The sequence below is a fragment of the Roseovarius sp. E0-M6 genome (genome assembly GCF_037083845.1).
GTDB lineage: Bacteria > Pseudomonadota > Alphaproteobacteria > Rhodobacterales > Rhodobacteraceae > Roseovarius.
Genome location: NZ_JBAPLA010000003.1, coordinates 59,236 through 83,750 on the forward strand (window position 1 = coordinate 59,236; position 24,515 = coordinate 83,750).

The following is a 24,515-nucleotide window of genomic DNA, read 5'->3' on the forward strand; positions in this document are numbered from 1 at the left end:
GTCGATGTGAAATCACTGACCTGATCGAAACCGGGAGGATGAAGATCATGAAATTCAAGACAACACTGGCTGCGGCGCTTGCCGTCGGGATGACCGCGACAGGGGCGCACGCGGCGGACGCATGTGACGATGGCGAAGTCGTCATCAAGTTCAGCCACGTCACAAACACCGACAAGCACCCCAAGGGCATCGCTGCATCGCTTCTGGAGAAGCGGGTCAACGAGGAAATGAACGGCAAGGCCTGTATGGAGGTGTTCCCCAACTCCACTCTCTATGACGATAACAAGGTGCTCGAGGCGCTGTTGCAGGGCGACGTGCAGCTCGCCGCGCCGAGCCTCTCGAAATTCGAGGCGTTCACCAAGAAATATCGCATCTTCGATCTGCCCTTCATGTTCAAGAACATCGACGCGGTCGATGCCTTTCAAGCATCCGAGACAGGGCAGGCTCTCAAGGACAGCATGCAGCGCCGTGGCCTTCAGGGGCTGGCCTTCTGGCATAACGGCATGAAGCAGATGTCGGCGAACAAGCCGTTGGTCGAGCCATCGGATGCCGAAGGTCTTCGGTTCCGGGTTCAGTCGTCGGATGTTCTCGTCGCGCAGATGGAAGCGATCGGTGGCAGCCCGCAGAAAATGGCCTTCTCCGAGGTCTACGGCGCCTTGCAACAGGGTGTGGTCGATGGTCAGGAAAACACCTGGTCCAACATCTACGGCAAGAAATTCTTCGAGGTGCAGGATGGTATCACCGAAACCAACCACGGCATCATCGATTATCTTGTCGTGACGTCGACCGAATGGCTCGATGGGCTTGAGCCCGATATGCGCGATCAGTTCCTCACCATCCTGACGGAAGTCACCGAGATGCGGAACAGCGAAAGCGCGAAGGTCAATCAACAGGCGCGTCAGGCGATCATCGACGCGGGCGGCACGATCCGCGAGTTGAACGCCGAACAGCGCGCGAAGTGGGTGGAAACGATGAAACCCGTCTGGGAACAGTTCTCGGATGACGTCGGTCAGGAAACCATTGATGCGGCGCAAGAGATCAACGCCAGCATGTAAAAAATTCGCGCGGCCCGAAAATGATCGGGCCGCGCAGTCCGGTTTGAACCCGGCATGAATATTCTTCACGGGAACATCGTCACCACTTACGGAAATCACCTTGCCGGCGGCATGCTTGACGGCTGGCACAGGGAGGGACGGACATGAAACCGACAGGACACCGCTCATCTATCGACCGTATCGAGGAAACGCTCATCGCGTTTCTTCTGGGTGCGATGACGCTTATCACCTTTGCGAACGTCGTGGCGCGCAAGGGGTTCAATTCGAACATCCTCTGGGGTCTCGAACTCACGGTGTTCCTGTTTGGCTGGCTGGTGCTTCTGGGGGCGTCATACGCGGTCAAGAAGGGCGCGCATCTGGGGGTGGATGTCATCATCAACCTGCTGAGCCCGCCCGCGCGCCGCATCATGGCGCTGGTGTCCGTGACAATCTGTATCGTCTTCTCGCTTCTATTGTTGAAAGGCGCGTGGGACTATTGGGCGAATTTCGCCAACCTGCCCGCAACCGAAGGGCGCTGGTTCCCGCTTGGCTTTGAGGACAGGTTTCTGGCCAAGGGCTGGTATGAGGTGAACGACATTCCGCTTCCGTGGGTCCTGCAATGGATGGAACCCGTCTTCAACGAGGGCGAGGCCTATAACAAGATACCGCGCCTTATTCCCTACTTCGTTCTGCCGCTGTCGATGACCCTTCTGACGCTGCGTTTCGTGCAGGCGGGCGTTCGCATCTGGCGTGGCGACATCGACCGCATCGTAGCGAGTCACGAGGTCGAGGACGACCTTGATCAGACCCGCGCCGCCCAGCTTCGCGAGGAGAAAACCTGATGCCCGTTTTGCTTCTATTCGCGATGGTGGTGGGGTTCCTGCTGATCGGGGTGCCGATCGCTGTGGCGCTTGGCTTGGCGTCGGTGCTGTTCCTGCTCATCTTTTCCGACGCCTCGATGGCGTCGGTCGCTCAGACATTGTTTCAGGCGTTCGAGGGGCATTTCACCCTTCTGGCAATTCCGTTTTTCATTCTCGCAAGTTCGTTCATGTCGACCGGTGGTGTGGCGCAGCGGATCATCCGCTTTTCCATTGCCTGTGTCGGCCATCTTCGTGGCGGTTTAGCGATTGCGGGGGTCTTTGCCTGCATGATGTTCGCGGCGCTTTCGGGGTCTTCACCCGCCACGGTGGTCGCGATCGGGACAATTGTCATCGCGGCGATGCGGCAGGCGGGTTACACCAAGGAATTCGCCGCCGGCGTGATCTGTAACGCGGGCACGCTTGGCATTTTGATCCCGCCGTCCATCGTGATGGTGGTCTATGCCGCCGCGGTTGAGGTGTCGGTGGGCCGGATGTTCCTTGCCGGTGTGATTCCGGGGATCATGGCGGGCCTCATGCTGATGATCGCGATCTATGTCATGGCGCGGATCAAGAACATGCCCGCGGGCGAATGGCGCGGCTGGAGCGAGATCGGGGAGTCCTTCCTTGATGCCGTGTGGGGCTTGCTGCTTATTCTGATCATCATGCTGGGCATCTACGGCATTCCCGGTGTGACCGGCGCGTTCTTTACACCGACCGAGGCGGCGGCCGTGGCATCTGTCTATGCGTTCCTGGTGGCATCGTTCATCTATCGCGACATGGGGCCGCTTGCCGCGCGCGATGGGCGGCGGCGCCGAAACCTGCTTCAGGCCCCGCACGCGCTGTTCACTGCATTTTTTCACCGCGACACGCGCGACACGCTTCTCGATGCGGGCAAGCTTACGATCACATTGATGTTCGTCATCGCAAACGCCCTGATCCTCAAGCACGTGCTGACCGAGGAACAGATTCCGCAGATGGTGGCGAATTCCATGCTGAACGCGGGCTTTGGGCCGGTGATGTTCCTTGTGGCCGTGAACGTGATCCTGCTGATCGGTGGTCAGTTCATGGAACCGAGCGGGCTTTTGGTGATTGTCGCGCCGCTGGTCTTTCCCATCGCGATCGAGCTGGGCATAGACCCGATCCACCTTGGTATCATCATGGTGGTGAACATGGAAATCGGGATGATTACGCCGCCCGTCGGTCTGAACCTGTTCGTGACCTCGGGTGTCGCCGGGATGCCGATGATGAGCGTGGTCAAGGCGGCTTTGCCGTTCCTTGGGGTGCTCTTTATCTTCCTGATCCTGATCACTTACGTGCCATGGTTCTCGACGATGCTGCCAAATGCGCTCATGGGCCCTGAAATCATCACGAATTAGCGCGCGTCACACCCGGTCGCGGTCACGCTTCCCGGTGACGGAGTGCCGCCCTAGCGCAGCAAACCCTTGATTGCTGCGGCGTGATCAGGCGTGGCGGCGCGGGTATCTGCCGCAAGCGTTTGCGCTTCGGTCATCAGTGTCTCGGGGGTGGTCAGCCGATCGACAAGACCCCAACCATGTGCGGTCTCCGCGTCGATTTTCTGACCGGCTATCAGGAGGAGCTTGGCCCGCGACGGCCCGATCAGGGCGGTAAGGCGCGCGGGGTCCGATGGTTGCGGCAGAAAGCCGAGCTTCATGACTGGATAGAAGAATTTTGCCTCCGACACCGCCACGCGCAGGTCGCAGGCCAAAACCATGCCCATAGCGCCGCCCGCCACCGTCCCGTTGAGCGCGGCGATGGTCAGACAGGGCAATGCCGACAAGGCGCCTGAAAGGCGCTCCCAGTCGGGGCTGGTGGCAAGACCGGCGCGCGCGGCCTCCAGATCGGCGCCGGCACTGAAAATCTTGCCCGCGCCGGTGAGGACAAGAACGCGCGCATCCTGCGCGGCTTCGGCGATATCGGCCAGTTCCCCCAGCATCTGTGCCGTCAGTGAGTTGGCCTTCTCGGGCCGGTCGATGATCACCGTCCAGACGTCGTCGTCACGTTCGCAACGAATCATTTCAGGCCCGCTTCCTTGCGGATTTGCGGATCGCGGAGTGAGATTTCCTGACCGAGCCAGCCATCGGCCTCGGGCCCGCACATCCACAGGAGTGCGCGCGCGGGCCACTCGGGCGGGATATGCTCGGACCAGTCCAACTCGCTCACCGGGTTGATGCCGCTGTCCTTGATCCGGTGCTGCATGTCGGTGGCCACAGTGCCGGGAGAGAGGCCCATGACCCGAAGGCCCTTTTCCGCCCCTTCAAGGTTTGCCGCTTCGGTCAGCATCGCCGCCCCGGCCTTGGACGTGCAATAGTGGCTCCAGCCTTCGAGCGCGTGATGGGCGGCGCCGGATGAAATGGTGATGATCGTTCCGCCGCCCGCGGCTTCCATGACCGGCATCGCGGAGCGCATCCCGTAGTAGACGCCCTTGAGATTGATGTCGATCGCGCGGCCCCACGCTTCGGGATCGGATTCTGACAGATCGGCGATCGGTTCGATCACGCCAGCGTTGTTGATCAGGATATCGAGCCCGCCCATCTTGACACAGGTTTCGGCCACGGCGGCCTGCATGGCCTGCCAATCGGACACATCGCAGGCTATCGCAAGCGCGCTATCGCCAAGCTCGGCGGCCAGCGCCTCGATCTGATCAGCACTGCGGGCCAAGAGCACGACCTTGGCGCCCGCTTGGGCAAAGATCCGCGCGGTGGCTGCACCGATTCCCCGGCTCGCGCCGGTGATCATCACGGTTTTTCCTTCAACTGACATGACTGAGTCCTATATTGTGCGCCAAGTGTTGGTAGCGCGCAAAGACGCAAAGCGTCCAGCAGGAACCGCCCTTGACCCCGCTACTGAATAGCGTGAAGTTTGTGCGGGCTTTGATTTTTAGGGAGGGGGGTCTTCATGGGCGCTTCAAGAATTCTGGGCGGCGTGACCGCCACCGCAACATTTGTCATGACGTGTGCCCCGGCTTTTGCCGATGTGACCTCGCAGCAAGTCTGGGAGGACTGGAAGGCATATCTGGGCGGCTTTGGGTATAGCGTGCAGGCTGATGAGGCTGCCGATGGTGGCGACCTGACCGTGTCGGACATCGTCCTCGATATGCCGTTACCCGAAGCGGAAGGCGACCTGACGATTTCCGTTCCCGAGGTGTCCTTCACCGATAATGGCGATGGCACGGTATCGGTTTCATTTCCCTCGCCGCTTCCGATTCTGATCCAAGGATCGGGCAAGGAAGGCAGCGGCGCGGTCACGCTCGACTATACGACCACGGGGTATTCGATGGTGGTTTCGGGCGACGTGGACGCCATGACCTATGTCTACGAGGCCGACACCATGGCCGTGACCCTCGAGGATGTCATGGAAGATGGCGAGATGGCGGAGGTCGGCGACGCGCGCTTCGAATTGACCGATGTCTCCGGTCAGTCGGAGATGCGCGTGGGCGACCTGCGGCAGGCGACTCAGGAATTCACGTCGGGTCCGATCTCTTACATGCTGGATTTCGAGGACCCCGAAACCGGTGATCGCATGCAGATGAACGGTGAGGCTGAAAGCCTGTCGGTCACCGCCGAAGCGGCCATGCCGCCCGCGACGGATATGTCAGATCTCAACGCCGCGCTCGCGGCCGGATTTGCCGTTGATGCGGAATATTCATTCGGCCCGGGCAACACCACTATCGACGTTGATCAGAAATCCGGGGGCGAGGCGTTCAAGGCCACCACCACGAGCAATGGCGGCACCCTGAGCGTGGCCATGGACGAAAGTCAGCTTGGATATGGCATCGCTTATCAAGGGCTGGAAATGGAAATGGCCAGTAGCGACCTGCCGTTTCCGGTGGAGCTCGCGTTCGAGCAACTGGGACTGGATCTCATGATGCCGGTTTCGCAAAGTGAAGAGCCGCAGAACTTCAAGCTTGATCTGCTTCTGGCCGATTTCACGATGTCGGATTTCATCTGGGGCATGTTCGACCCCCAAGGCACTTTGCCGCGCGATCCGGCCACTGTCGCGGTTGACCTTTCCGGTCAGGCGACGCTCAACACCGATCTGATGGATCCCGAGGCGATGGCCTCTGCGGATATTCCGGGCGAAGTCAACGAAGTTGCCCTCAACGATCTGCGGGTGAGCTTTGCCGGGGCCGAGTTGACCGGTTCGGGGGACGTCGAACTCGATAACAGCGATATGTCGTCCTATGATGGCATGCCCAAGCCTGTGGGCACCGTCAATCTGGCCCTTGAGGGCGGGAACGCGTTGCTGGACAAGCTTGTCGCCTTGGGACTCGTTCCCGAGGAGCAGGCGATGGGCGCGCGCATGATGATCGGCATGTTCGCGGTGCCCAGCGGCGAAGACAGCCTGACATCCACGATCGAGTTTACCGAGGAGGGTCAGATTCTGGCCAATGGTCAGCGCCTGAAGTAATCCATCGGCGTCACCACACGGGCAAGGGCCGCTGGCAAAAACCGGCGGCCCTTGTTTCATTCGGTCGCGCGGTCTACCTCTGCGCCACAGTTCCGGAGGCACAGTATGATCATGACACCGCAAACCCTGACCGAAGCCCTGCTTGACGCGGCGCACCGCGCCGGGGCCGACACAGCGGATGCAATGGCCTCGGGTGGGGCGTCGATTACTGTCGATGTGCGCGCCAGCACGCTTGAGCAGGCAGAGCGGGCGGAGGGAACGGATATTGGCCTGCGTGTCTTTGTAGGGCGCCGTCAGGCCAGTGTTTCGGCCTCGGATACCAAGCCCGAGACGATCACCGCGCTGGCCGAACGCGCCGTTGCCATGGCGCGCGAAGCGCCGGAAGACCCCTATGCCGGGCTTGCCGACCCGGAACAACTCGCGCGCGACTGGGATCTTGCCGCGCTTGACCTAGAAGAGCCCGACTCGGAGCCTGCTCCGGTCACGCTTGAAGAGGTTGCGCGCCGGGCCGAGGAGGCCGCGCGCGCGGTCGAGGGTGTGACGCAGGTTCAGTCCGCCACCGCCGCCTATGGCCACAGCGAGACTCATCTTGCGGCCAGCAACGGATTTTCGGGCGGCTATGCCCGGACCGATCACGTTGTCTCCTGTGTTGCCATCGCGGGCGAGGGCGCGGGCATGGAGCGAGATCACGACAGCGATGCGCGCATCTACCGCACTGACCTGCGCAGCCCCGAAAGCATCGGACGCCTTGCCGGAGAGCGCGCAGCGGCGCGGGAGGGGGCGCGCAAGCCACCCACCGGCGCCTATCCGGTGCTCTTTGACGAACGCGTGGCGCGTAGCCTGATCGGGCATTTGCTGTCGGCTGCCAACGGCGCGGCCGTGGCGCGCGGGTCTTCGTGGCTGATGGGGCGGCTTGGTGCTCAGGTCCTTCCCGAGGGGCTGACCCTGTTGGAAGACCCCCACCGCCCGCGCGTCATGGGCTCGCGTCCGTTTGACGCCGAAGGCCTGCCCACGTCCAGACGCACCATTGTCGAGAATGGCATCCTTACCGGTTGGACACTTGATCTTGCGACAGCGCGGCAACTGGGCATGTCGTCCACGGCGAACGCGCAGCGCGCCACATCGGGCACACCAAGCCCCGGCGTTTGGAACGTCGCCCTGACCCAAGGGGACCGCGACCGCGCGGGCCTGATGCGCGACATGGGCACAGGTCTTCTTGTGACGTCGATGATTGGATCGACGATCAACCCCAATACCGGTGACTATTCACGCGGCGTGTCCGGTTTCTGGGTCGAAGACGGTCAGATCGCCTATCCGGTGAACGAAGGCACCATCGCGGGAAGCCTTCCGGAGTTCTTGTGCCGGATGACCCCGGCCAACGATGCGCGCCCCCATGTGTCGCATGTGGTGCCATCGCTTCTTGTCGAGGGGCTGACGCTTGCCGGGTCGTGACCTTTCGCTACTGATTGAGGCCGCGCGCGAGGCGGGAAGCGTTGCCGCGCGCTATTTCGAAACCGGAGCGGAACGCTGGGACAAGTCTGCCGGGGCAGGCCCCGTGACCGAGGCGGACCTGGCCGTGAATGGCCTGCTGAGTGCCCGGCTTCGGGATGCGCGCCCCGACTATGGCTGGCTTTCGGAAGAAAGCGAGGATGGCCCCGAACGCACCGAGCGGGACAGTGTTTTCATCATTGACCCGATCGACGGCACACGCAGCTTCATAGATGGATCGCGGGCCTGGGCACATGCGTTGGCGGTGGTCAACGCGGGACGCGTCACCGCCGCTGTTGTCTATCTGCCAATGCTGGACAAGCTTTATGCAGCGGAAACGGGTGGGGGAGCATCCCTCAACGGGGTGCCGATTGCCGTGTCGCGGGGCGCTGACCTTGCGCAGGCTTCGGTGCTCTCGGCCAAGCCCACGCTTGATCCGAAACACTGGAAAGAGGGGATACCCCCGGTGTTTCGTCGCGAGCATCGCCCCTCTCTGGCCTATCGTCTGAGCCTTGTGGCCGAGGGGCGCTTTGATGCGATGCTGACCTTGCGGGGCACATGGGAATGGGATGTCGCCGCGGGTGATCTTATCCTGCGCGAGGCGGGCGCGTTAACCAGTGACCGGACGGGCGCGCCGCTTTTGTTCAATAACCGGTATCCGCAGGTGAACGGCATCGTGGCGGCGGGCCCGGTTCTGCATGGTGATCTGTTGGGCCGCCTGGCCTGAAGGCAATTCGGGCAGCCTCAGAAAGCGCCCATCTCCAACCCGGCCCCAAGCGCCTGCCCAAGCTCTCGGCAGCGGTCGAGTTCCGTCTCGGGGATGGTTTTCTCGGCAAGGATATCCTCAGGGGTCTGGGCGTGGGTGCAGACGATCAGGGCAGGTTGCACCTCTTTCAGGCGCCAGCCCTGTGCGATCCTTGCGGTCTGTCGCGCCGCGTTTTCTCCGTCCGAGCCTGCGCAGACCATCTGCGCATAGGGGCGGCCTTCGATCCGGCCCAGAACCGGGTAATAGCAGCGGTCAAAGAAATCCTTCATGACCCCGGAAATCGCGGCAAGGTTTTCAGGCGCGCAGAACACATAGCCGTCGGCCTCTAAAAGCGCCTCCGGCTCCGCCTCGGCAGCAGGCAGGAGGGTGACCGATGTCTCTTCGCCCGCGGCTTTGGCGGCGGCCTCGGCCATCTGGCGGCTGCCTCCGGTGCGGGAATGATAGACGATCAGAAGCTCGGCCATGGCCCTATTTCTGGCCGATCTTGGATTCGGTGCCCGCTTTGATGCGTTTGATGTTGTCCCGGTGTCGCCAGAAAATGACAAGCATCAGAAGAACCCCCAACACAAGTATCTGTCCATACCCCAGAAGCACGATCCAGATGATCGAGAGCGAGGCCGCCGTGATCGCTGCCATGGAGGATATCCGCGAGATGACGGCCGTCACAAGCCACGTCAGGCATGCGGCAACGCCGACGGGCCATGCCAGCGCGAGCAGAAGGCCCAGAAACGTCGCAACCCCCTTGCCGCCGTGAAACCGAAGCCAGACCGGAAAGCAGTGACCGACAAAGGCCATCAGTCCGGCCGCCTGTGCCGCGTCCTCACCAGAGACGGCCCGCGCAATAAGCGCGGCGAGCGCACCTTTGGCCCCATCCAGAAGCAGCGTGGCCAGTGCCGCGCCCTTTGAGCCGGTGCGAAGCACATTCGTCGTGCCGATGTTGCCCGATCCGATTTCGCGCAGGTTGCCGAGCCCCATGGCACGGGTGATGACGATGCCGAACGGCACCGACCCGAGAAGGTATCCAAACGCGGCCCAGAGAATGAGCAGAAGCGGTGTGGTCTCGATCGGCGGCATCAGGGGGCCTCGAACACTTGGGAGCCTGCGACGTAGGTTGCCAGAACCTTACCCTGCATCCTCGCGCCGTCAAACGGCGTGTTCTTGGACTTTGACCTCAGCGTCCAGCGGTCGAGCACGAAAGGTGTATCCGGGTCGAAAAGAATCAGGTCGGCGGGCGTTCCGCGGGCGAGCGTGCCACAGGGCAGTCCAAGCCGTCGCGCCGGATTCGTTGCCATCGCCCGAAACAGGGTCGGCAGATCGATATCGCCCGAGTGATAGAGGCGCATCGCCGCCGGCAGCAGGGTCTCAAGTGCCACCGCGCCGCTGGCCGCCTCCTCGAAGGGCAGTCGTTTGCTTTCTTCATCCTGCGGGGTGTGCATCGAGCTGATGGTATCGATCAGCCCGTCGCGCACCGCCGCGATCACCGCCTGCCGGTCGTCTTCGGATCGCAGAGGAGGTTTTACCTTGAAGAAGGTGCGATAGTCGGCCACGTCCAACTCATTAAGGGTGAGGTGATGGATCGACGTGCCTGCCGTGATGTCCAGACCGTTGCGCTTGGCACGGCTCAGGGCGGGCAGGGCGCGGGCGGTCGTGATCTGATCCGCATGATAGCGCGCGCCGGTCATTTCGAGCAGGGCGATATCGCGATCAAGGCCCATACGCTCGGCCATCGGGCTCACGGCTGGAAGCCCCCTGAGCGATGCGAATTTACCACTTGTCGCCGCCGCACCATCCGAGAGGATCGGTTCCTGAGGGTGGGCAATTACCAGAGCGCCAAGGCTGCGCGCATAGGTGAGCGCCCGCGAAAAGGCCTTGGTCGACGTGACAACATGGTCGCAATCTGTGAACGCGATGGCCCCCAAATCCAGAAGAAAGCCGATTTCGGTCATTTCCTGCCCGGCGCGCCCTTTGGTCAGGGCGGCCATGGGCCGGACATTGACCGGGGCGGCCTCGTTCGCGCGCCGCGCCACGAATTCGTAGGTCTCGGGGGTGTCGATGGCGGGGTCTGTGTCCGGGCGCGTGACCATCGTCGTGATCCCGCCCGCCGCCGCGGCAAGCCCGGCCGAGCGGTAGGATTCTTTGTGGCGCTCTCCGGGTTCACAGACCTTGACGCCGATGTCGACGATGCCCGGTGCAAGGCATTTGCCCCCGCAATCTATCACCTGCGCGTCGCCCGAGCCCTCTGGCGCGTCGCCTGTGCCGCTTGATGCGATGGCCGTGTCCTCGACCAGAAGCCAGCCGGGCGCATCCGTTCCGGCCTCGGGGTCGATCAGGCGGGCATTCCTGAAAAGCGTGCGTGTCATGGGCGGGCCTGTGAAAAGCGTCTCAAAGGCTCATAAGACAAAACTGCGAGCGGGAAAACCGTTGCAATCGCCGATGGGCGTGTGATGCTGCCTTTATACCCTTAGGAGGTGTGTGCATGTTGGGCAGGTTTGTATTTTTTGTGGCACTGGCCGTAGCCGGAGCGGTCAGCGGGCAGGACGTGGAGGTGCCCGCCGAGGTGATCGAGGAGTGTGATGCGATGGTCGACGGGTATGACAAGATGCCCGGATGCCTCAAGGGCGGCACGATCGGGTATCATATGCTTGAGGCGGCGGCGCGTGACGATCTCTATGGTGATACGGCGCGTGAAATCGCACGCGCCTGCGCCGCCAGTAACGAAGGGTATTACAAGCAATGGGTCTGCCTTGAGAATGCTGCCGAAAAGGCGGTCGAAATACGGGGTATGATCGGTGAAGAGCAGATGAAAGACCGGTGCTATCGCGCCGTTTCGGACCCTGACACATATGAGCGCCTCATGCAGGAGGCGGGTGACCTTCGCAGCCGGGTTTTGGGGGACGGGTATTGGAGCGGGATCACCAGCTATCATGCGTTTGAAGGCTGTGATGACGATGCCGGGCACGACCACGAGCATGAGCATGAGGACGATTCCGGCGGGTTTTCGCCCGCGTCGTGCCGGGCCTATGCCGAGGTCGAGACTGTGCTCGAAACCCGAAGCGAGAGCGAGTTGCGCGCCAGTTTGCAAAGCCTGAAGGCCTTGCCCGAGCAGGCGCGCCTCGACGCGCTGGCGGATCATGGGCTATCGCCCCAAAGCGTCGAAGCGCTTCGCTCGGAGTTGGACGGTGACGCCGCTTTGGGGGCGATGATGCTGATGATGGGGTTTCTGCGCGACGCGCATCCCGATCTTTTTGCCGACGTGTTGGCCTTGCAAGGAGAAAGCGCAGAACCCATGGCCGACGCGATGACCGCCGGTATGCTTGATCTTCTGTTGGGCGGCATCATGAACAGTTACCGCACGGCCTGCCCCAGACAATGAACGGGCCTGATTGCCCGGTTTCCGCGGGGCGCAGGCGGCGGCTTAAGCCGGTCTTGACCCGGTCGACCCACCCGCCGCGAAGAAGGGGGTGTCTTTTACGCGTCGGGCGCTCCGCCGTGGCGTTGGGCCGTTTCGATCCGCTTTCGGATCTTGTCGGGACTGCGCACGAAATGCATCAACATCGCAGTGCCATCCGTAAGCTTCAGCCGCAGGTTCCACGAAAAAATTGGCGTGGCGCTGGCGATCTGGGAGAGAGGAAGCGCGAAATCCTGTTCGGGAAAACGGGCATCCTCAAAGAGAAGCCGGCGATCCGTCAGATGCCAGCATTCGCTGCTGTGCCGCATCCAGCGCGATGGCCCGTCGAAGAGGAAAACCGACAGCGCCGCAAAACCAATGACTATGCCCAGAAAGCGCCACATGGGAAGCACGGGTGACCAATACCCCAGCCCGAGAGCGAGACCCGCAAAGACAAGCGCCGTGATCGCCCCGATGAGCAGGGCCCGGTAAATGAAGACAGACAGGGAGGCCGGAAACATGGCCAGATGACGCTCACCCTCCAGTAGCGGGGTGGCGGGCGCCTTTGACAGGCTCATGCGGCGATCCAGATCATCAGGCCGGTGAGCACGAAGATCACAAGGAGTGCGATCATCGCGACGCGGCCCGACATGGCAGCCTCGGAGGGCTTCTCGGGCTGTGTCTCTACGGGAACTTCGCCCTGCGCACTCTCATGCGGGAGGGTTTCGAATTGCACCGGGGCGCGTTCCTCGCGCCATGTGCCGATCCAGCGCAGAGGCGGTTGGGGGGCGATCTGCTGTTCATGGCCGCCGAAGGCCCGTGACAGCACCACAAGAACATGGCCGCTGACGGCATCAAGTTGTGCGCGGTCGCCTGCCAGATCGGCCTGAGAGATGCCCAGCCCCTCGTTCATATAGCCCATCAGGCCCAGCCCCGTGAGATCGCTTACCGGGAACACTTCGATATATTCGTGCTCGAGGTGGCCCGCGCCGAGCGCCGCCCGCAACGGCCAGTCATCGCCATTCTCTTCTACGAAGGAGGGGATGTCTTCGGGGGGCAAGTCGATGGAAAACAACCGGACAAGGCCGTGCTCGTTTTTGGGAATGTGAAACCTGTCACTCATACGATGACCTCTCTGGCCGCTTTGGTTCGCAGATTGCGGGCCAACAGGTCCATCGCGGCCATACGCACCGCCACACCCATCTCGACCTGCTTCTGTATAACCGAACGGTTGATGTCGTCGGCGAGTTCCCCGTCGATCTCGACGCCCCGGTTCATGGGGCCCGGATGCATGACGATGGCGTCGGGCTTTGCGTGACTCAATTTCTCGGTATCAAGGCCGTAACGGTGATAATATTCGCGCTCGGACGGGATGAAACCGCCATCCATCCGCTCACGCTGAAGGCGCAGCATCATGACCACGTCCACATCGTGGAGCCCTTCGGTCATGTCATCGAACACCTCGACGCCGAACGCGTCGATGCCCGAGGGCATCAGGGTGGGCGGGCCGATCAGGCGCACGCGATTCTCCATCTTGCCCAGAAGCTGAATGTTCGAGCGGGCCACGCGGCTATGGGCGATATCGCCGCATATCGCGATGCTGAGCCGGTGCAGCCGCCCCTTTGCCTGCCTTATGGTGAGCGCGTCCAGAAGGGCCTGTGTCGGGTGTTCATGGCGGCCGTCCCCCGCGTTGAGAACGGCGCAATTTACCTTCTGCGCGAGAAGGTCCACCGCGCCTGAATGCGGGTGCCGAACCACCAGAAGATCGGGATGCATCGCATTGAGCGTGAGCGCCGTGTCGATCAGCGTCTCGCCTTTCTTGATCGAGGAGGCCTGCATCGCCATCGACATTACATCCGCCCCGAGCCGCTGACCGGCGAGTTCGAAACTGGCCTGCGTGCGGGTGGAGTTCTCGAAGAACATGTTGATCTGGGTGAGCCCCGCCAACGCGTCCGAATGCTTGATGTCGCGGCGGTTGAGATCGGCATACTGATCCGCGAGATCAAGAATGGTGGTGATATCGCCGGGCGACAGGGGGTCGATCCCCAGAAGGTGGGAATGTGCAAAGCTCATGAGCGAATCCGTCCCGTATTTGCCCGCTTATAGGAAGCGGGCGGTCGATGAGCAATAGGAGGGACGGATCGCCGCGAGATCAGGCCACCGGGCAGACGAGGAACGAGAATCGCCTGTCTGTGGCGTCGAAATGTTTGTCAGTGGTTATGATCGTAAAGCCGGTTTCGGATGTCTCCAGCACGACTGCCTTTTCGACATAGTTTTCCTCAGCGACGGCGGTGGCCAAAACCACAGGCGTCTTGTCATAGGCGGTGTCGAACGTGGCGCGGTAGGAGCCGGGGCGCTGGCGGACGATCTGAAGTCCTACAGTGGATATGTCCAGATCGGCCCCATCATACATACCCCATATCCACCGATGCTCGGCCTGCCAGTCTGGATCGGGCTGATCGGTGAGGATCGCGCACTGAAATGCGCCGGACCTGTCGAAATGACGGTGCCCGTCGCTTCCGACGCCGAGTATGTTTATCCCCGCGCGAAAGACGTGGCCCTTGCGAATGCCGGTCTCGCGCAGCACCGAACCGTTTGTCGGTGCGCCGGTCGCCTCTCCTTGGGTGGAACGTGCGATCGGGCAGATCAGGCCGGCGTGGTTCCAGTCTTCATTGAACTCCCGCGGATTTAAGGCGTTCGTAAACTCCTGATAATAGCTATCTTTGAGCGAGATCGTGTAGGCATTTTGCCTGAGTTCGGTGGTCTTGGTGCCGTCGTATTCAGGCTTTTCGATGTCAAGATAGGTCATGCCCTTGTTGGGGTTGCCATCGACCTGAAAGAATTCGGGTGGTTCGCTGATGTGCGATCTACCCGAGTGGGAATAGTCGTCCACCGTCTTGCCAAGGAGGCAAGCGCCGCGACGGTTGCCATGGCTATACCCCGAAGAGCCGCTATGTATCGGATAGGCGAAATCCGACCGGATCAGCACGAAGTTGAAGTTGCGCGCACCACGATAGGCGCCGCCGACGGTCGTCGCGATCTCGAAGGAGCCGTCATCGGACACCGGGGTCCGAAGGAGATAGGCGGAATCGATATAGTCGCTCGATTTGCCATACTGATTGAGCAGAAGCACGGCATCGCCGCCGCCCCCGCTGACCGTTATGCCAAAAATCCCGCCGCCTTTGTGCGTGACCTCGAAATCGCCCTGGCAGAGCTTTGTGCCATTTTGCGATACGCGGCCCGCAACGAAATTCGGAGTTTCTGAAATCACGGTAGGTCTCCATCTATGTCTTTTCATGGTTGATAAGTGATTAACGGCACGGTGTTAAGCATATTGAGCCAGAGTGAACCTCAGGGTCCGCCGGTGCCCTGTGCCGGTGCCACCTTTCATGCCGTCACGTGACGCGTTAAGGTCTGGCCATGGATTTGCAGCTTGATCATCACACGGCGAAGGCGCTGCTAGACTGGCAGATCGAGATGGGCGCGACCGAGGCCATCGGCGATGCGCCGATTGATCGCTATGAGCTTGCTGTGGCGGCGGCCAAACCCGCGCCGATTGAGGCCCCGACCGATCCGGTGCCCACCGGTGACGACGCGGACCCGATTGCCGAAGCCCGCGCGGCGGCGGCCAAGGCGGATGATCTGGGCGGGCTCAAGGCTGCGATGGCGGCGTTCGAGCATTGCGACCTAAAGCTTGGGGCGCGGCAGCTTGTCTTTTCGGACGGTCACCCGGCGGCACGGATGATGATCGTGGGAGAAGCGCCGGGGCGGGATGAGGACCGCGTGGGCAAGCCCTTCGTGGGCCGGGCGGGTCAGCTTCTTGACCGGATGCTGGGTGCGATCGGATTGGACCGCGCGTCGGACGATCCGTCGAAGGCGGTTTATATCACCAATGTCCTTTCATGGCGGCCACCCCAGAACCGTGATCCGTCACCCGAGGAAATCGCGATGCTGTTGCCGTTCGTCGCGCGCCATGTGGAGCTTGTGAACCCCGATATTCTGGTGCTCATGGGCAATATCAGCTGTCAGGCCGGGTTGGGCCGCCGTGGCATTACGCGGCTCAGAGGGACATGGACCGAAGCCTATGGCAAACCCGCGCTGCCGATGTTTCACCCCGCCTACCTGCTGCGTCAGCCGACGGCCAAGCGCGCGGCATGGGCCGACCTTCTCAGCCTTCAGGCGCGGTTGCGCGGCTAAGGCGCGCGTCATGGACCCTTTGGCTTGCACATCCTGCGCCAAGGTCCAATATCGGCGGAAAGCCAAAGTATGAAAGCCCCTGATATGAGCCAGATCGACGAAACCCGCGATTTTATCGCCGTGCGCATTGCCGTCCTGACCGTGAGCGATAGCCGCGACGCGAGTGACGACCGCTCGGGCAATATTCTGGTGGACCGGCTTGAGGCGGCGGGGCACACGCTTGCCGATCGGATGATCGTGCGCGATGAACGCGATCAGATCACCGAGCATCTGCGCGAATGGATTGCCTCGGACGAGGTGGATGTCGTCATCTCGACAGGCGGCACCGGCCTGACCGGGCGGGATGTGACGGTCGAGGCGCATCGCGATGTCTATGAGAAAGAGATCGACGCCTTCGGCACGGTCTTCACCCACATTTCAATGCAGAAGATCGGCACCTCGGCGGTGCAGTCGCGCGCCACGGGCGGTGTTGCGGGGGGAACTTATCTTTTCGCTCTGCCGGGTAGCCCCGGCGCCTGCAAGGACGCGTGGGATGAGATCCTCAGCTATCAGCTGGATTATCGCCACAAGCCCTGCAACTTCGTCGAGATCATGCCGCGCCTGGACGAGCATTTGCGACGCAAGTAACCGCTCGGGGTTCTTGGTTTTTGGCGCGGAGCGGCTAAATATACGGCATCCCGCGCCCGAAAGGCTGTCTTAACCCATGCGATTTCTGCGTCAAAGCCTGACCGGATTGGTTCTCGTGTCTCTGACACTGGGGCTGTTGGCGCTCGCCGGACAGGTGATCTGGACCGCGGTGGATGAACGCTTGTCGCGTGAACCGCGCGCTGAATCGCGACGCGAGAGGGTCTTTGCGGTAAATGCGATCCGGGCCGAAGCGGGTGTGGAAACCCCCGTTCTGACAGCCTTTGGAGAGGTCCGGAGCCGCCGCACACTTGAAATCCGGGCACGCACGGCGGGAACAATCATCGAATTGGCGCAAAGCTTTGTCGAAGGAGGCGAGGTGCGCGCGGGGCAGCTTCTGGCACGGATCGATCCGGCGGATGCACAGTCCGCGCTTGATCGTGCCGAAAGCGATCTGGCCGATGCCGAGGCCGAAACACGCGATGCCGAACGCCGGCTTGCGCTGGCGCGGGATGAATTGGCCGCGTCCCAGGATCAGGCGGCTCTGCGCGAGCGTGCGCTGGCCCGGCAGCGCGATCTTGCCGAGCGCGGCGTCGGCACTGCCGCCGCCGTCGAGACCGCGGAGCTGGCCGCCAGTCAGGCACAGGGCGCGGTTCTGGCCGCGCGGCAGGCCGTGGCCGCCGCCGAGGCGCGGGTGGATCAGACCTCCAACGCGCTGACACGGGCCGGGATTGTCCGCGACGAGACCGCCCGCCGCCTGACGGAGACGCGCATCACCGCAGATTTCGCCGGACGTCTGAGCGGGGTGGACGTGGTTGAGGGCGGGCTTGTTTCAGTGAATGAGCGTTTGGCCGATCTCGTGGATGCCGATTCACTGGAGGTGGCGTTCCGCGTCTCGACGCCGCAATATGCGCGGCTTTTGAACGATGCGGGGACACTCATTTCCGCACCCGTGCGTGTGACGCTTGATACGTTCGGAGCCAATATCACCACGAGCGGCACGCTCACCCGCGCCAGCGCTGCCGTGGGCGAAGGTCAGACCGGACGCCTTCTGTTTGCGCGGCTTGAGGATGGGCGGGGCCTCAAGCCCGGCGATTTCGTCACCGTCCGGGTCGAGGAACCGCAGCTTGCCGATGTGATCCGCCTGCCGGCCACCTCTTTGGGATCGGATGGCACGGTGCTGGTTCTGGGCGAAGACGACCGGCTTGAGGCGATCGGGGTCACGCTTGTGCGGCGGCAAGGAGACGACGTGTTGTTGCGCGCGCCCGCACTCGAAGGGCGCAGGGTGGTGGCCGAACGCTCGCCGCTGCTGGGCAGCGGGATCAAGGTGCGTCCGCTTGATCCGGCGGGACAGACCGGGGCCGAGGCCTCGGCGGTGATCCTCACGGATGCGCGCCGCGCGCGCCTTATCGCCTATGTGCGCGAGAGCCGTGATCTTCCGCAAACCGAGAAAGAGCGCCTGTTGCGTCAGCTTGATGGACGCGAAGTGCCTGCCCGCGTGGTCGAGCGGCTTGAATCCCGGATCGGGGGCTAGCGCGCATGGCGCGCGCTATTCCTCCGGCCGCTGGTGGGCTTTTGTCGTATTTCACACGCCACCGGACGGCTGCGAACCTACTTCTTGTGGTGATGATCGTGCTTGGCGTTGCCGCCGCGCCGCGCATGCGGGCGCAGTTCCTGCCCGATGTGATCATCGACACCGTGAGCGTCAATGTCATCTGGGAGGGGGCAGGGGCCGAGGATGCGGACGCGGCCATCGTTCAGGTTCTTGAGCCCGCGCTCCTTTCGGTCGAAGGGGTCGAGACAAGCAGCGCGCGCAGCCGCGAGGGCGGGGCGAGCATCACGCTCGAGTTCGAGCCGGACTGGGACATGTCGCGCGCCGCCGACGATGTGCAAACCGCTGTCGATGCCGTCACAACGCTACCGGAGGGCGCAGAGGAGCCGACGGTACGGCGCGGGGCATGGCGTGACCGGGTCACAGACGTCGTCCTGACCGGGCCTGTGTCACCCGATCAGCTTGGGCTTTATGCGGACGAGTTCGTGGCCCGCCTCTTTGACCGGGGTGTGACCCGCACGACCCTGCGGGGAGTGGCAGCACCCGAGACGATCATCGAAGTGCCCGCAGTCAACCTCATGGCCTATGACATCACCATGGCCGAGATCGCCGCCATTGTCGGGCAGGAGGCCGACGCCAATCCGGCGGGCGACGTGAGTGGCGCCAATACCCGCGTGCGCACCGGTGTTGAAAAGCGCGAAGCGGATGAGATCGAGGCGATCGCGCTGCGCACCAACCCGGACGGCTCGACCCTCAAGATCGGGGACATCGCCACTGTGAGGGTCGAGGGGATTACCCGCGAAAACAGCTACTTCGTGGGTGAGCAGCCGGCCATGTCGATCCGCGTTGACCGCAGCGCGCAGGGCGATGCGATCGGGATTCAGAAAACCGTGGAAGACGTCGCGCGCGATCTGGCCGAGACATTGCCCGAGGGGGTCGAGATCGACCTGATCCGCACCCGCTCCGAGCGTATTTCGGGACGGCTCAACACGCTTCTGGAAAACGGGGCTATGGGCCTTGCCCTTGTGGTCGCGCTCTTGTTCCTGTTTCTGAACGCGCGCACCGCCTTCTGGGTGGCGGCGGGTATTCCCGTGGCGATGCTTGCGGCGGTGGCGCTGATGTATGCCGCGGGACTTACCTTCAACATGATCTCGCTTTTCGCTTTGATCATCACGCTGGGGATCGTGGTGGACGATGCCATCGTGGTGGGCGAACATGCCGATGCGCGCTCTCGCAAGCTGGGCGAGCCGCCGGCCATCGCCGCCGAAAACGCGGCGCGACGGATGGCGATGCCCGTTTTCAGCGCCACGCTGACCACGCTTATCGCGTTCTTCGGTCTGACATTCATCGGCGGGCGGTTCGGGACGCTGATCCTCGATCTGCCGCTTACGGTGATCCTCGTGCTGGCCGCCTCTCTGGTGGAATGTTTCCTGATCCTGCCGCATCACATGAGCCATGCACTGACCCATACGGCGAAGAAGCATTGGTATGATGCGCCGAGCCGGGTGGTCAATCGCGGCTTTGTCTGGCTTCGCGAGACCATCTTTCGCAAGCTGATGGCCGGGGTGATCGCGTTGCGTTATCCGGTGCTTGCGCTGGTGGTTCTGGTGCTGGCGACACAGGCCGCGGTGTTCGCGCGCGGGGATGTCACCTGGCGGTTTTTCAATGCGCCCGAGCGAGGCAGCGTCACCGGAAATTTCGCAATGGCACCGGGCGCCACGCGCGACGACAGCCTTGAGATGATGCACAAAATGCAGCGCGCAACCGAGGCACTTGGCGCGGAATACGAGGCGCGCTATGGCCGCAATCCGCTTAGCTATGTCATCGCCGAGATCGGCGGCAACGCGGGTTACGGGCTGGCGGGGGCGGAAACGAAAGAGCCTGATCAACTGGGCGGTATTTCCATCGAATTGATCGATTCGGACCTGCGGCCCTATTCCAGCTTTGCCTTTGTCGCGGAACTTCAGGAAAAAGTGGTTAATCATCCGCTCGCCGAGACCGTGAGTTTCCGTGGATGGCGGTCGGGACCGGGGGGTGACGCGCTTGATGTGCAGTTCTTCGGGGCCAGCGCCGAGGATCTGAAGGCGGCGTCACAGGCGCTCAAGCGTGCGCTGTCGATCTATCCCGAGGTGTCGGCGGTTCAGGACGATCTGGCCTATGACAAGGAGGAACTGATCCTTGAGTTGACGCCGCAGGGTCAGGCGCTGGGCTTTGAGATTGACGGTTTGGGCCGAACGCTGCGCAACCGGCTGGGCGGGATCGAGGCGGCGGAATATCCCATTGGTCCGCGCAGCGCGACGATCCGCGTGGAGCTTCCCGAGGCGGAGATGACTGCCGATTTCCTGGAACGAATGCAGCTTAGGACTGTGGAGGGGAGCTATGTTCCGCTGGCCGAGATCGTGAGCGTAACACAGCGCACGGGCTTTTCGACCGTGCGGCGTGAAAACGGGCTGCGCCTGATCAGCGTGACAGGCGATATTTCCGAGGACGACCCGGCCCGCGCAGCCGAAATCATGGCCGCGCTCGAGGCTGATATCCTGCCGCGGATCGCGAGCGAAGAGCAGGTGGAATGGCGTCTGTCCGGGCTGAGCGAACAGGAGGATGATTTCCTGCGTGATGCCCAACTTGGCCTGATGCTGACGCTTCTCGGTATTTACCTCGTGCTGGCTTGGGTGTTCTCAAGCTGGACCCGACCGGTGGTGGTGATGGCGATTATCCCCTTCGGCCTGGTTGGTACGATTTACGGGCATCATCAGTGGGATGTGCCGCTGAGTATCTTTACGGTGGTGGGCCTTCTGGGAATGACGGGGATCATCATCAACGATTCGATCGTGCTGGTGACGACGGTGGATGAGTATGCCACTGAACGCGGTCTTGTCCCGTCGATCATCGACGGGGCGGCGGACCGATTGCGACCCATCATGCTAACCACGATGACCACGGTTCTGGGGCTGACCCCGCTGCTTTTCGAGCGGAGCCAACAGGCGCAGTTCCTCAAGCCGACCGTGATCACGCTGGTTTATGGATTGGGCTTCGGGATGGTGATGGTGCTTCTTGTGGTGCCAGCACTCATGGCGATGCAGCAGGACGTGGCGCGGCAGGTCGCGGCGCTGCGGCGCGGGCTGCGGTTTCGTAACGGGAGCGTGCGCGCGGCTCTTGTCCTGGCAGTTGCGGCGGTGGCGGCGTGGTTCGTTATGAGCCTTGGATGGGTGATGGCCACCGGGGCCACCGCGATGGGCCATGTCATGACCAAGGGTGGGGCACTGGGCGCGTTCGTAGCAGGCAGCCTTTTGATTGCGCTGGTGATTTTCGCAGTGATCGGAATCGCGCGGATCGTCCGTAAGCCCGCCTGAGCAGGCTGTGTAACACCGCCGCGCGTGTCACCCGTGGGTGCAGCCCTTGATGTCGACTGCGCGGTTGGTGCCGAGCACGGTAAAGCGCAGCCCCGATCGGTTGACCGCGAAAGGACGCCCCGACACATGCGCCAGAAAGCTTCGCGCGGTGAGCAGATCACCGTCGCGGGCGGTCTTGGCGGGGGCCACCCAGATTTCGGGATTGGCGGTTTCGATGACCACCACTTCGGAACCACCGGTGGCGGGCATGGTGATCCGGGCGGTGACAGTCAGGCCGTTCTTTGCAGGCTCGATCCGGCAGGTGACGCCCGACACGCCTGCCTCATGGGCGGAGTGTGGGCGCGCCGCGAGGGCCGCAGCGATCGCCGGGTCGGGGCGCGTCACAGACGCGGAAAGCCGGCCCTGAACCCGGAGGGACACGGGCACGCAAACATCGCTGCATACCCCCATGTCGAGCATACCGTCGAGCGTGACATCGCCCCTTGTTTTGCTGGGCTTCACGGCAAGGGGGAGGATCACCTGATCCTTGTAGCCGATGGTCCGCACGCCGCCCTGATCAAGGACGCGGGGGCGGGGCCAGAGGGTGTGAACGCCAGACAGGTTGCGTGACCCGCGCCAATCGAATTGCGGTGGGATGCCGGCATCGCCGGGTGCGCGCCAATAGGTTTTCCAGCCGGGATCAAGGGTGAGCAGAAGCCCGGCCATATGGGTGCCGTCAGCCATCCGCCACCCCGGCAGAATGCGCGCCTCGACCACGTATTCGCCTGCGCGCAGGGGCAAGGCGACAAAGAGCGTCAGCAGAAAAGCGAGGATACAACGTGTCATCCGCGTGACATGGGCGATTTTTGGGACAATTCCAACTCACTTTCGCGCCAGCTTTGTTGCGGGTCGCTGCCGGGGCGGGTTGCGGAACCGGCCCGAAGGACCCATTGTCAGAGGCATGAGTGATGACATGGACCTGACCGGAAAGCTATTGATCGCCATGCCCGGCATGGGCGACGAGCGGTTTGCGCATTCCGTCGTTCTGATCTGTGCCTATTCCGATGACGGGGCCATGGGACTTATCATCAACAAGACAGCCGACGATCTTCGTCTGGATGACCTTCTTGAGCAATTGTCGATTGAAAAGAACGCTTTGTCCCGTGATATGCCGGTGCATTTCGGAGGGCCCGTGGAGCATGGCCGGGGATTTGTCCTGCATGACCGGGGCTATCATTCGTCGATTTCTTCGATGGAATTCGCACCGGAATTTGCCATGACCGCGACGCTCGATATCCTTGAGGATATGGCGCAGGGGGGCGGGCCAGACGAGGTGATCCTTGCGCTGGGATATGCCGGATGGGGGCCCGGTCAGCTTGAATCCGAGATTGCCTCGAATGGCTGGCTTATTTGCGATGCCACGCCGAAAATCGTCTTTGGGACGGGCGATGATCAGAAGTGGGAGGCGGCGCTGACCACGCTGGGCATATCGCCGCTGACCCTGTCTTCAGATGGTGGCCGGGCCTGAACGGCCGCCGATTTCCTTACAGTTTATGACCAGAGCGCGGGAAATGTAGGTGCGGTCCTGCACCGAATTATCTGTGCGCCCTTGGTTAACAGGGGTAACGGCGCGGTTTCGAATGTCGGCATTCACGTCGGTATTCACGTCGGTATCACGTCGGTGCGCGGACGGCCCCGGCCCCCTCTTAACACAGCGCACGGGTGGAATTTCGGGTTATTAAGTCAGGTTTGTTGCCGTAAAATTGGTGAAAAACAAGCCTGAATTTTCACGAACTTCTATCAGGCCCGGTCACGTATCCCGGGGGGCCGCGGCACGGGCAAGGCGGTCGTTGATTGCCGCGCCAAGGCCGGTGGTCGGTATGGGGGCCACAGCGATGCCCGCAGGGGCACGCGCATCGAGCGTGTGCAGATGGCCAAAAAGGTTTGCCGCGGCCTCGGTCAGATCGCCGGCGCGCGAAAGATTGAGATCACATGCCATCGGGCCAAAACCAAGCAGCACCTCGCCCGGCATGACATGGGTGGCCTCAAGGCGGACCCGCGCGCCGGGGGCATAGTGGGAGACCATCTGCCCCGGCGCAGTCAGTGCAGCCTCTGCCGACCTGCGCAGGAGAGGCGCGCCAAGCGCGGCCTCGATCGCTTCTGCGGGCAATCCGCCGGGGCGCAGAAGAACAGGTGTGTCCGAGAGGCCCACGATCGTGCTTTCGAGGCCGACCGCGCAGGCGCCACCGTCAAGCACCGCGTCGATGCGCCCATCAAGACCGTCATGCACATGGGCGGCGGTGGTCGGACTGATCCGGCCCGACGGATTGGCCGAAGGGGCCGCGAGGGGGCCGCCGAACGCGCGTAGAAGGCGTTCGGCCAGCGGATGCGCCGGGCACCGGATGGCAAGCGTCGGCAGTTCGGCGGTGACGAGAGGCGAGAGGCCGTGCCCCGCCCGAAGAGGGAGCACGAGGGTCAGCGCACCGGGCCAGAACGCCCCGGCGAGCCGGTCGGCCAAGTCGGACCATACGACGAAATCCCGCGCCTGTTCGGCATCGGCCACATGCACAATAAGCGGATTGAAGCGGGGCCGGCCCTTGGCCTCGAATATCCGGGCGACCGCCATGTCCGAGCGTGCATCGCCGCCCAGACCATAGACCGTCTCGGTCGGGAAGGCGACGAGACGGTCTGCGTGCAAGACCTTGGTGGCGCGGGTGATCCCGTCATCGTCGGGTGAAAGATGCAATGTCTTGGTCATGTGTGACGCGGCGTTTCCATTGATGGACCGAGACTGTGGCTTAGGCTATGTCCCGAGACAATGCAAAAGCCCGGCAAAAGCCTTTTGG

23 protein-coding genes are annotated in these 24,515 nt (G+C 62.5%); 12 read left to right on the forward strand and 11 right to left on the reverse strand.

From position 1 onward, the window contains the following. The first annotated feature begins 47 nt into the window (after positions 1 to 47). The 3 genes from V8359_RS10095 to V8359_RS10105 all read left to right on the forward strand — a co-directional run bounded on the left by V8359_RS10095 (position 48) and on the right by V8359_RS10105 (position 3,270). Positions 48 to 1,055 (forward strand): DctP family TRAP transporter solute-binding subunit, encoded by a 1,008-nt coding sequence (locus V8359_RS10095; RefSeq protein WP_336428696.1) that lies wholly within the window; start codon positions 48 to 50, stop codon positions 1,053 to 1,055. 143 nt (positions 1,056 to 1,198) lie between these two features. Continuing rightward, entirely contained in the window at positions 1,199 to 1,876 is a 678-nt protein-coding gene (locus V8359_RS10100; RefSeq protein WP_336428698.1) for a TRAP transporter small permease, read from the forward strand. Beyond that, entirely contained in the window at positions 1,876 to 3,270 is a 1,395-nt protein-coding gene (locus V8359_RS10105; RefSeq protein WP_336428700.1) for a TRAP transporter large permease, read from the forward strand. Before V8359_RS10100 ends, V8359_RS10105 begins: the two co-directional genes overlap by 1 nt. A gap of 50 nt (positions 3,271 to 3,320) precedes the next feature. On the opposite strand, the gene V8359_RS10110 is transcribed toward V8359_RS10105, so the two are convergent. After that, positions 3,321 to 3,929, reverse strand: a complete 609-nt coding sequence (locus tag V8359_RS10110; RefSeq protein WP_336428701.1) for an enoyl-CoA hydratase/isomerase family protein — start codon at positions 3,927 to 3,929, stop codon at positions 3,321 to 3,323. Further along, complete coding sequence (locus V8359_RS10115) at positions 3,926 to 4,675, reverse strand: SDR family oxidoreductase (protein WP_336428702.1); 750 nt, start codon at positions 4,673 to 4,675, stop codon at positions 3,926 to 3,928. Before V8359_RS10115 ends, V8359_RS10110 begins: the two co-directional genes overlap by 4 nt. Positions 4,676 to 4,810: 135 nt before the next feature. On the opposite strand from V8359_RS10115, the gene V8359_RS10120 reads away from it, so the two are divergent. The 3 genes from V8359_RS10120 (at position 4,811) to V8359_RS10130 (ending at position 8,537) form a co-directional block, all read left to right on the forward strand. Beyond that, on the forward strand, positions 4,811 to 6,322 hold the full coding sequence (locus V8359_RS10120) for a DUF2125 domain-containing protein (RefSeq protein ID WP_336428703.1): 1,512 nt from the start codon (positions 4,811 to 4,813) through the stop codon (positions 6,320 to 6,322). A 105-nt stretch (positions 6,323 to 6,427) separates the two neighbouring features. Continuing rightward, positions 6,428 to 7,774 (forward strand): TldD/PmbA family protein, encoded by a 1,347-nt coding sequence (locus V8359_RS10125; RefSeq protein WP_336428705.1) that lies wholly within the window; start codon positions 6,428 to 6,430, stop codon positions 7,772 to 7,774. Beyond that, complete coding sequence (locus V8359_RS10130; RefSeq protein ID WP_336428706.1) at positions 7,761 to 8,537, forward strand: 3'(2'),5'-bisphosphate nucleotidase CysQ; 777 nt, start codon at positions 7,761 to 7,763, stop codon at positions 8,535 to 8,537. The genes V8359_RS10125 and V8359_RS10130 overlap by 14 nt, the downstream gene beginning before the upstream one ends. A 17-nt stretch (positions 8,538 to 8,554) precedes the next feature. Here the strand turns inward: V8359_RS10130 and V8359_RS10135 are convergent, their stop codons facing one another. Genes V8359_RS10135 through pyrC form a run of 3 tightly spaced genes read right to left on the reverse strand, consistent with a single transcriptional unit; the run spans position 8,555 to position 10,936 of the window. After that, positions 8,555 to 9,040 carry a flavodoxin family protein gene (locus V8359_RS10135; protein ID WP_336428708.1) on the reverse strand — a complete coding sequence of 162 codons (486 nt, stop codon included), beginning with the start codon at positions 9,038 to 9,040 and terminating at the stop codon, positions 8,555 to 8,557. Positions 9,041 to 9,044: 4 nt separating this feature from the next. Next, the gene (gene plsY, locus V8359_RS10140) at positions 9,045 to 9,650 is read right to left on the reverse strand and encodes a glycerol-3-phosphate 1-O-acyltransferase PlsY (protein ID WP_336428709.1); all 606 of its coding nucleotides are present in this window, start codon (positions 9,648 to 9,650) and stop codon (positions 9,045 to 9,047) included. Continuing rightward, complete coding sequence (pyrC, locus tag V8359_RS10145; protein ID WP_336428710.1) at positions 9,650 to 10,936, reverse strand: dihydroorotase; 1,287 nt, start codon at positions 10,934 to 10,936, stop codon at positions 9,650 to 9,652. The genes plsY and pyrC overlap by 1 nt, the downstream gene beginning before the upstream one ends. Positions 10,937 to 11,052: 116 nt before the next feature. Between pyrC and V8359_RS10150 the strand changes: the two genes are divergently transcribed. After that, the gene (locus V8359_RS10150; RefSeq protein WP_336428711.1) at positions 11,053 to 11,949 is read left to right on the forward strand and encodes a hypothetical protein; all 897 of its coding nucleotides are present in this window, start codon (positions 11,053 to 11,055) and stop codon (positions 11,947 to 11,949) included. A 95-nt stretch (positions 11,950 to 12,044) separates the two neighbouring features. Here V8359_RS10150 and V8359_RS10155 read toward each other — a convergent pair whose 3' ends face one another. The 4 genes from V8359_RS10155 to V8359_RS10170 form a co-directional block, all read right to left on the reverse strand. Continuing rightward, on the reverse strand, positions 12,045 to 12,542 hold the full coding sequence (locus tag V8359_RS10155) for a hypothetical protein (RefSeq protein ID WP_336428712.1): 498 nt from the start codon (positions 12,540 to 12,542) through the stop codon (positions 12,045 to 12,047). Further along, a complete protein-coding gene (locus V8359_RS10160; protein ID WP_336428713.1) occupies positions 12,539 to 13,087 on the reverse strand; it encodes a hypothetical protein in 549 nt (182 codons plus the stop codon). The genes V8359_RS10155 and V8359_RS10160 overlap by 4 nt, the downstream gene beginning before the upstream one ends. Continuing rightward, complete coding sequence (locus V8359_RS10165; RefSeq protein ID WP_336428714.1) at positions 13,084 to 14,037, reverse strand: aspartate carbamoyltransferase catalytic subunit; 954 nt, start codon at positions 14,035 to 14,037, stop codon at positions 13,084 to 13,086. The genes V8359_RS10160 and V8359_RS10165 overlap by 4 nt, the downstream gene beginning before the upstream one ends. Positions 14,038 to 14,116: 79 nt before the next feature. Continuing rightward, complete coding sequence (locus tag V8359_RS10170) at positions 14,117 to 15,235, reverse strand: hypothetical protein (RefSeq protein WP_336428715.1); 1,119 nt, start codon at positions 15,233 to 15,235, stop codon at positions 14,117 to 14,119. Positions 15,236 to 15,384: 149 nt separating this feature from the next. Between V8359_RS10170 and V8359_RS10175 the strand changes: the two genes are divergently transcribed. From V8359_RS10175 to V8359_RS10190, 4 genes are all read left to right on the forward strand, one after another. Continuing rightward, on the forward strand, positions 15,385 to 16,161 hold the full coding sequence (locus V8359_RS10175) for a uracil-DNA glycosylase (RefSeq protein ID WP_336428716.1): 777 nt from the start codon (positions 15,385 to 15,387) through the stop codon (positions 16,159 to 16,161). 84 nt (positions 16,162 to 16,245) lie between these two features. Further along, positions 16,246 to 16,788 (forward strand): molybdenum cofactor biosynthesis protein B, encoded by a 543-nt coding sequence (gene moaB / locus V8359_RS10180; RefSeq protein WP_336429041.1) that lies wholly within the window; start codon positions 16,246 to 16,248, stop codon positions 16,786 to 16,788. A 76-nt stretch (positions 16,789 to 16,864) separates the two neighbouring features. Beyond that, positions 16,865 to 18,319 (forward strand): efflux RND transporter periplasmic adaptor subunit, encoded by a 1,455-nt coding sequence (locus tag V8359_RS10185; protein WP_336428717.1) that lies wholly within the window; start codon positions 16,865 to 16,867, stop codon positions 18,317 to 18,319. A 5-nt stretch (positions 18,320 to 18,324) separates the two neighbouring features. Then, the gene (locus V8359_RS10190) at positions 18,325 to 21,690 is read left to right on the forward strand and encodes an efflux RND transporter permease subunit (protein WP_336428718.1); all 3,366 of its coding nucleotides are present in this window, start codon (positions 18,325 to 18,327) and stop codon (positions 21,688 to 21,690) included. Between the two features lie 27 nt (positions 21,691 to 21,717). Here the strand turns inward: V8359_RS10190 and V8359_RS10195 are convergent, their stop codons facing one another. After that, positions 21,718 to 22,515, reverse strand: coding sequence for a protein-disulfide reductase DsbD domain-containing protein (locus V8359_RS10195; protein ID WP_336428719.1), 798 nt, complete (start codon positions 22,513 to 22,515; stop codon positions 21,718 to 21,720). Positions 22,516 to 22,630: 115 nt separating this feature from the next. Between V8359_RS10195 and V8359_RS10200 the strand changes: the two genes are divergently transcribed. After that, positions 22,631 to 23,197 (forward strand): YqgE/AlgH family protein, encoded by a 567-nt coding sequence (locus tag V8359_RS10200; protein ID WP_336428720.1) that lies wholly within the window; start codon positions 22,631 to 22,633, stop codon positions 23,195 to 23,197. 282 nt (positions 23,198 to 23,479) lie between these two features. Here V8359_RS10200 and V8359_RS10205 read toward each other — a convergent pair whose 3' ends face one another. Next, positions 23,480 to 24,427, reverse strand: coding sequence for an L-threonylcarbamoyladenylate synthase (locus V8359_RS10205; protein ID WP_336428721.1), 948 nt, complete (start codon positions 24,425 to 24,427; stop codon positions 23,480 to 23,482). Between the last annotated feature and the right edge of the window lie 88 nt (positions 24,428 to 24,515).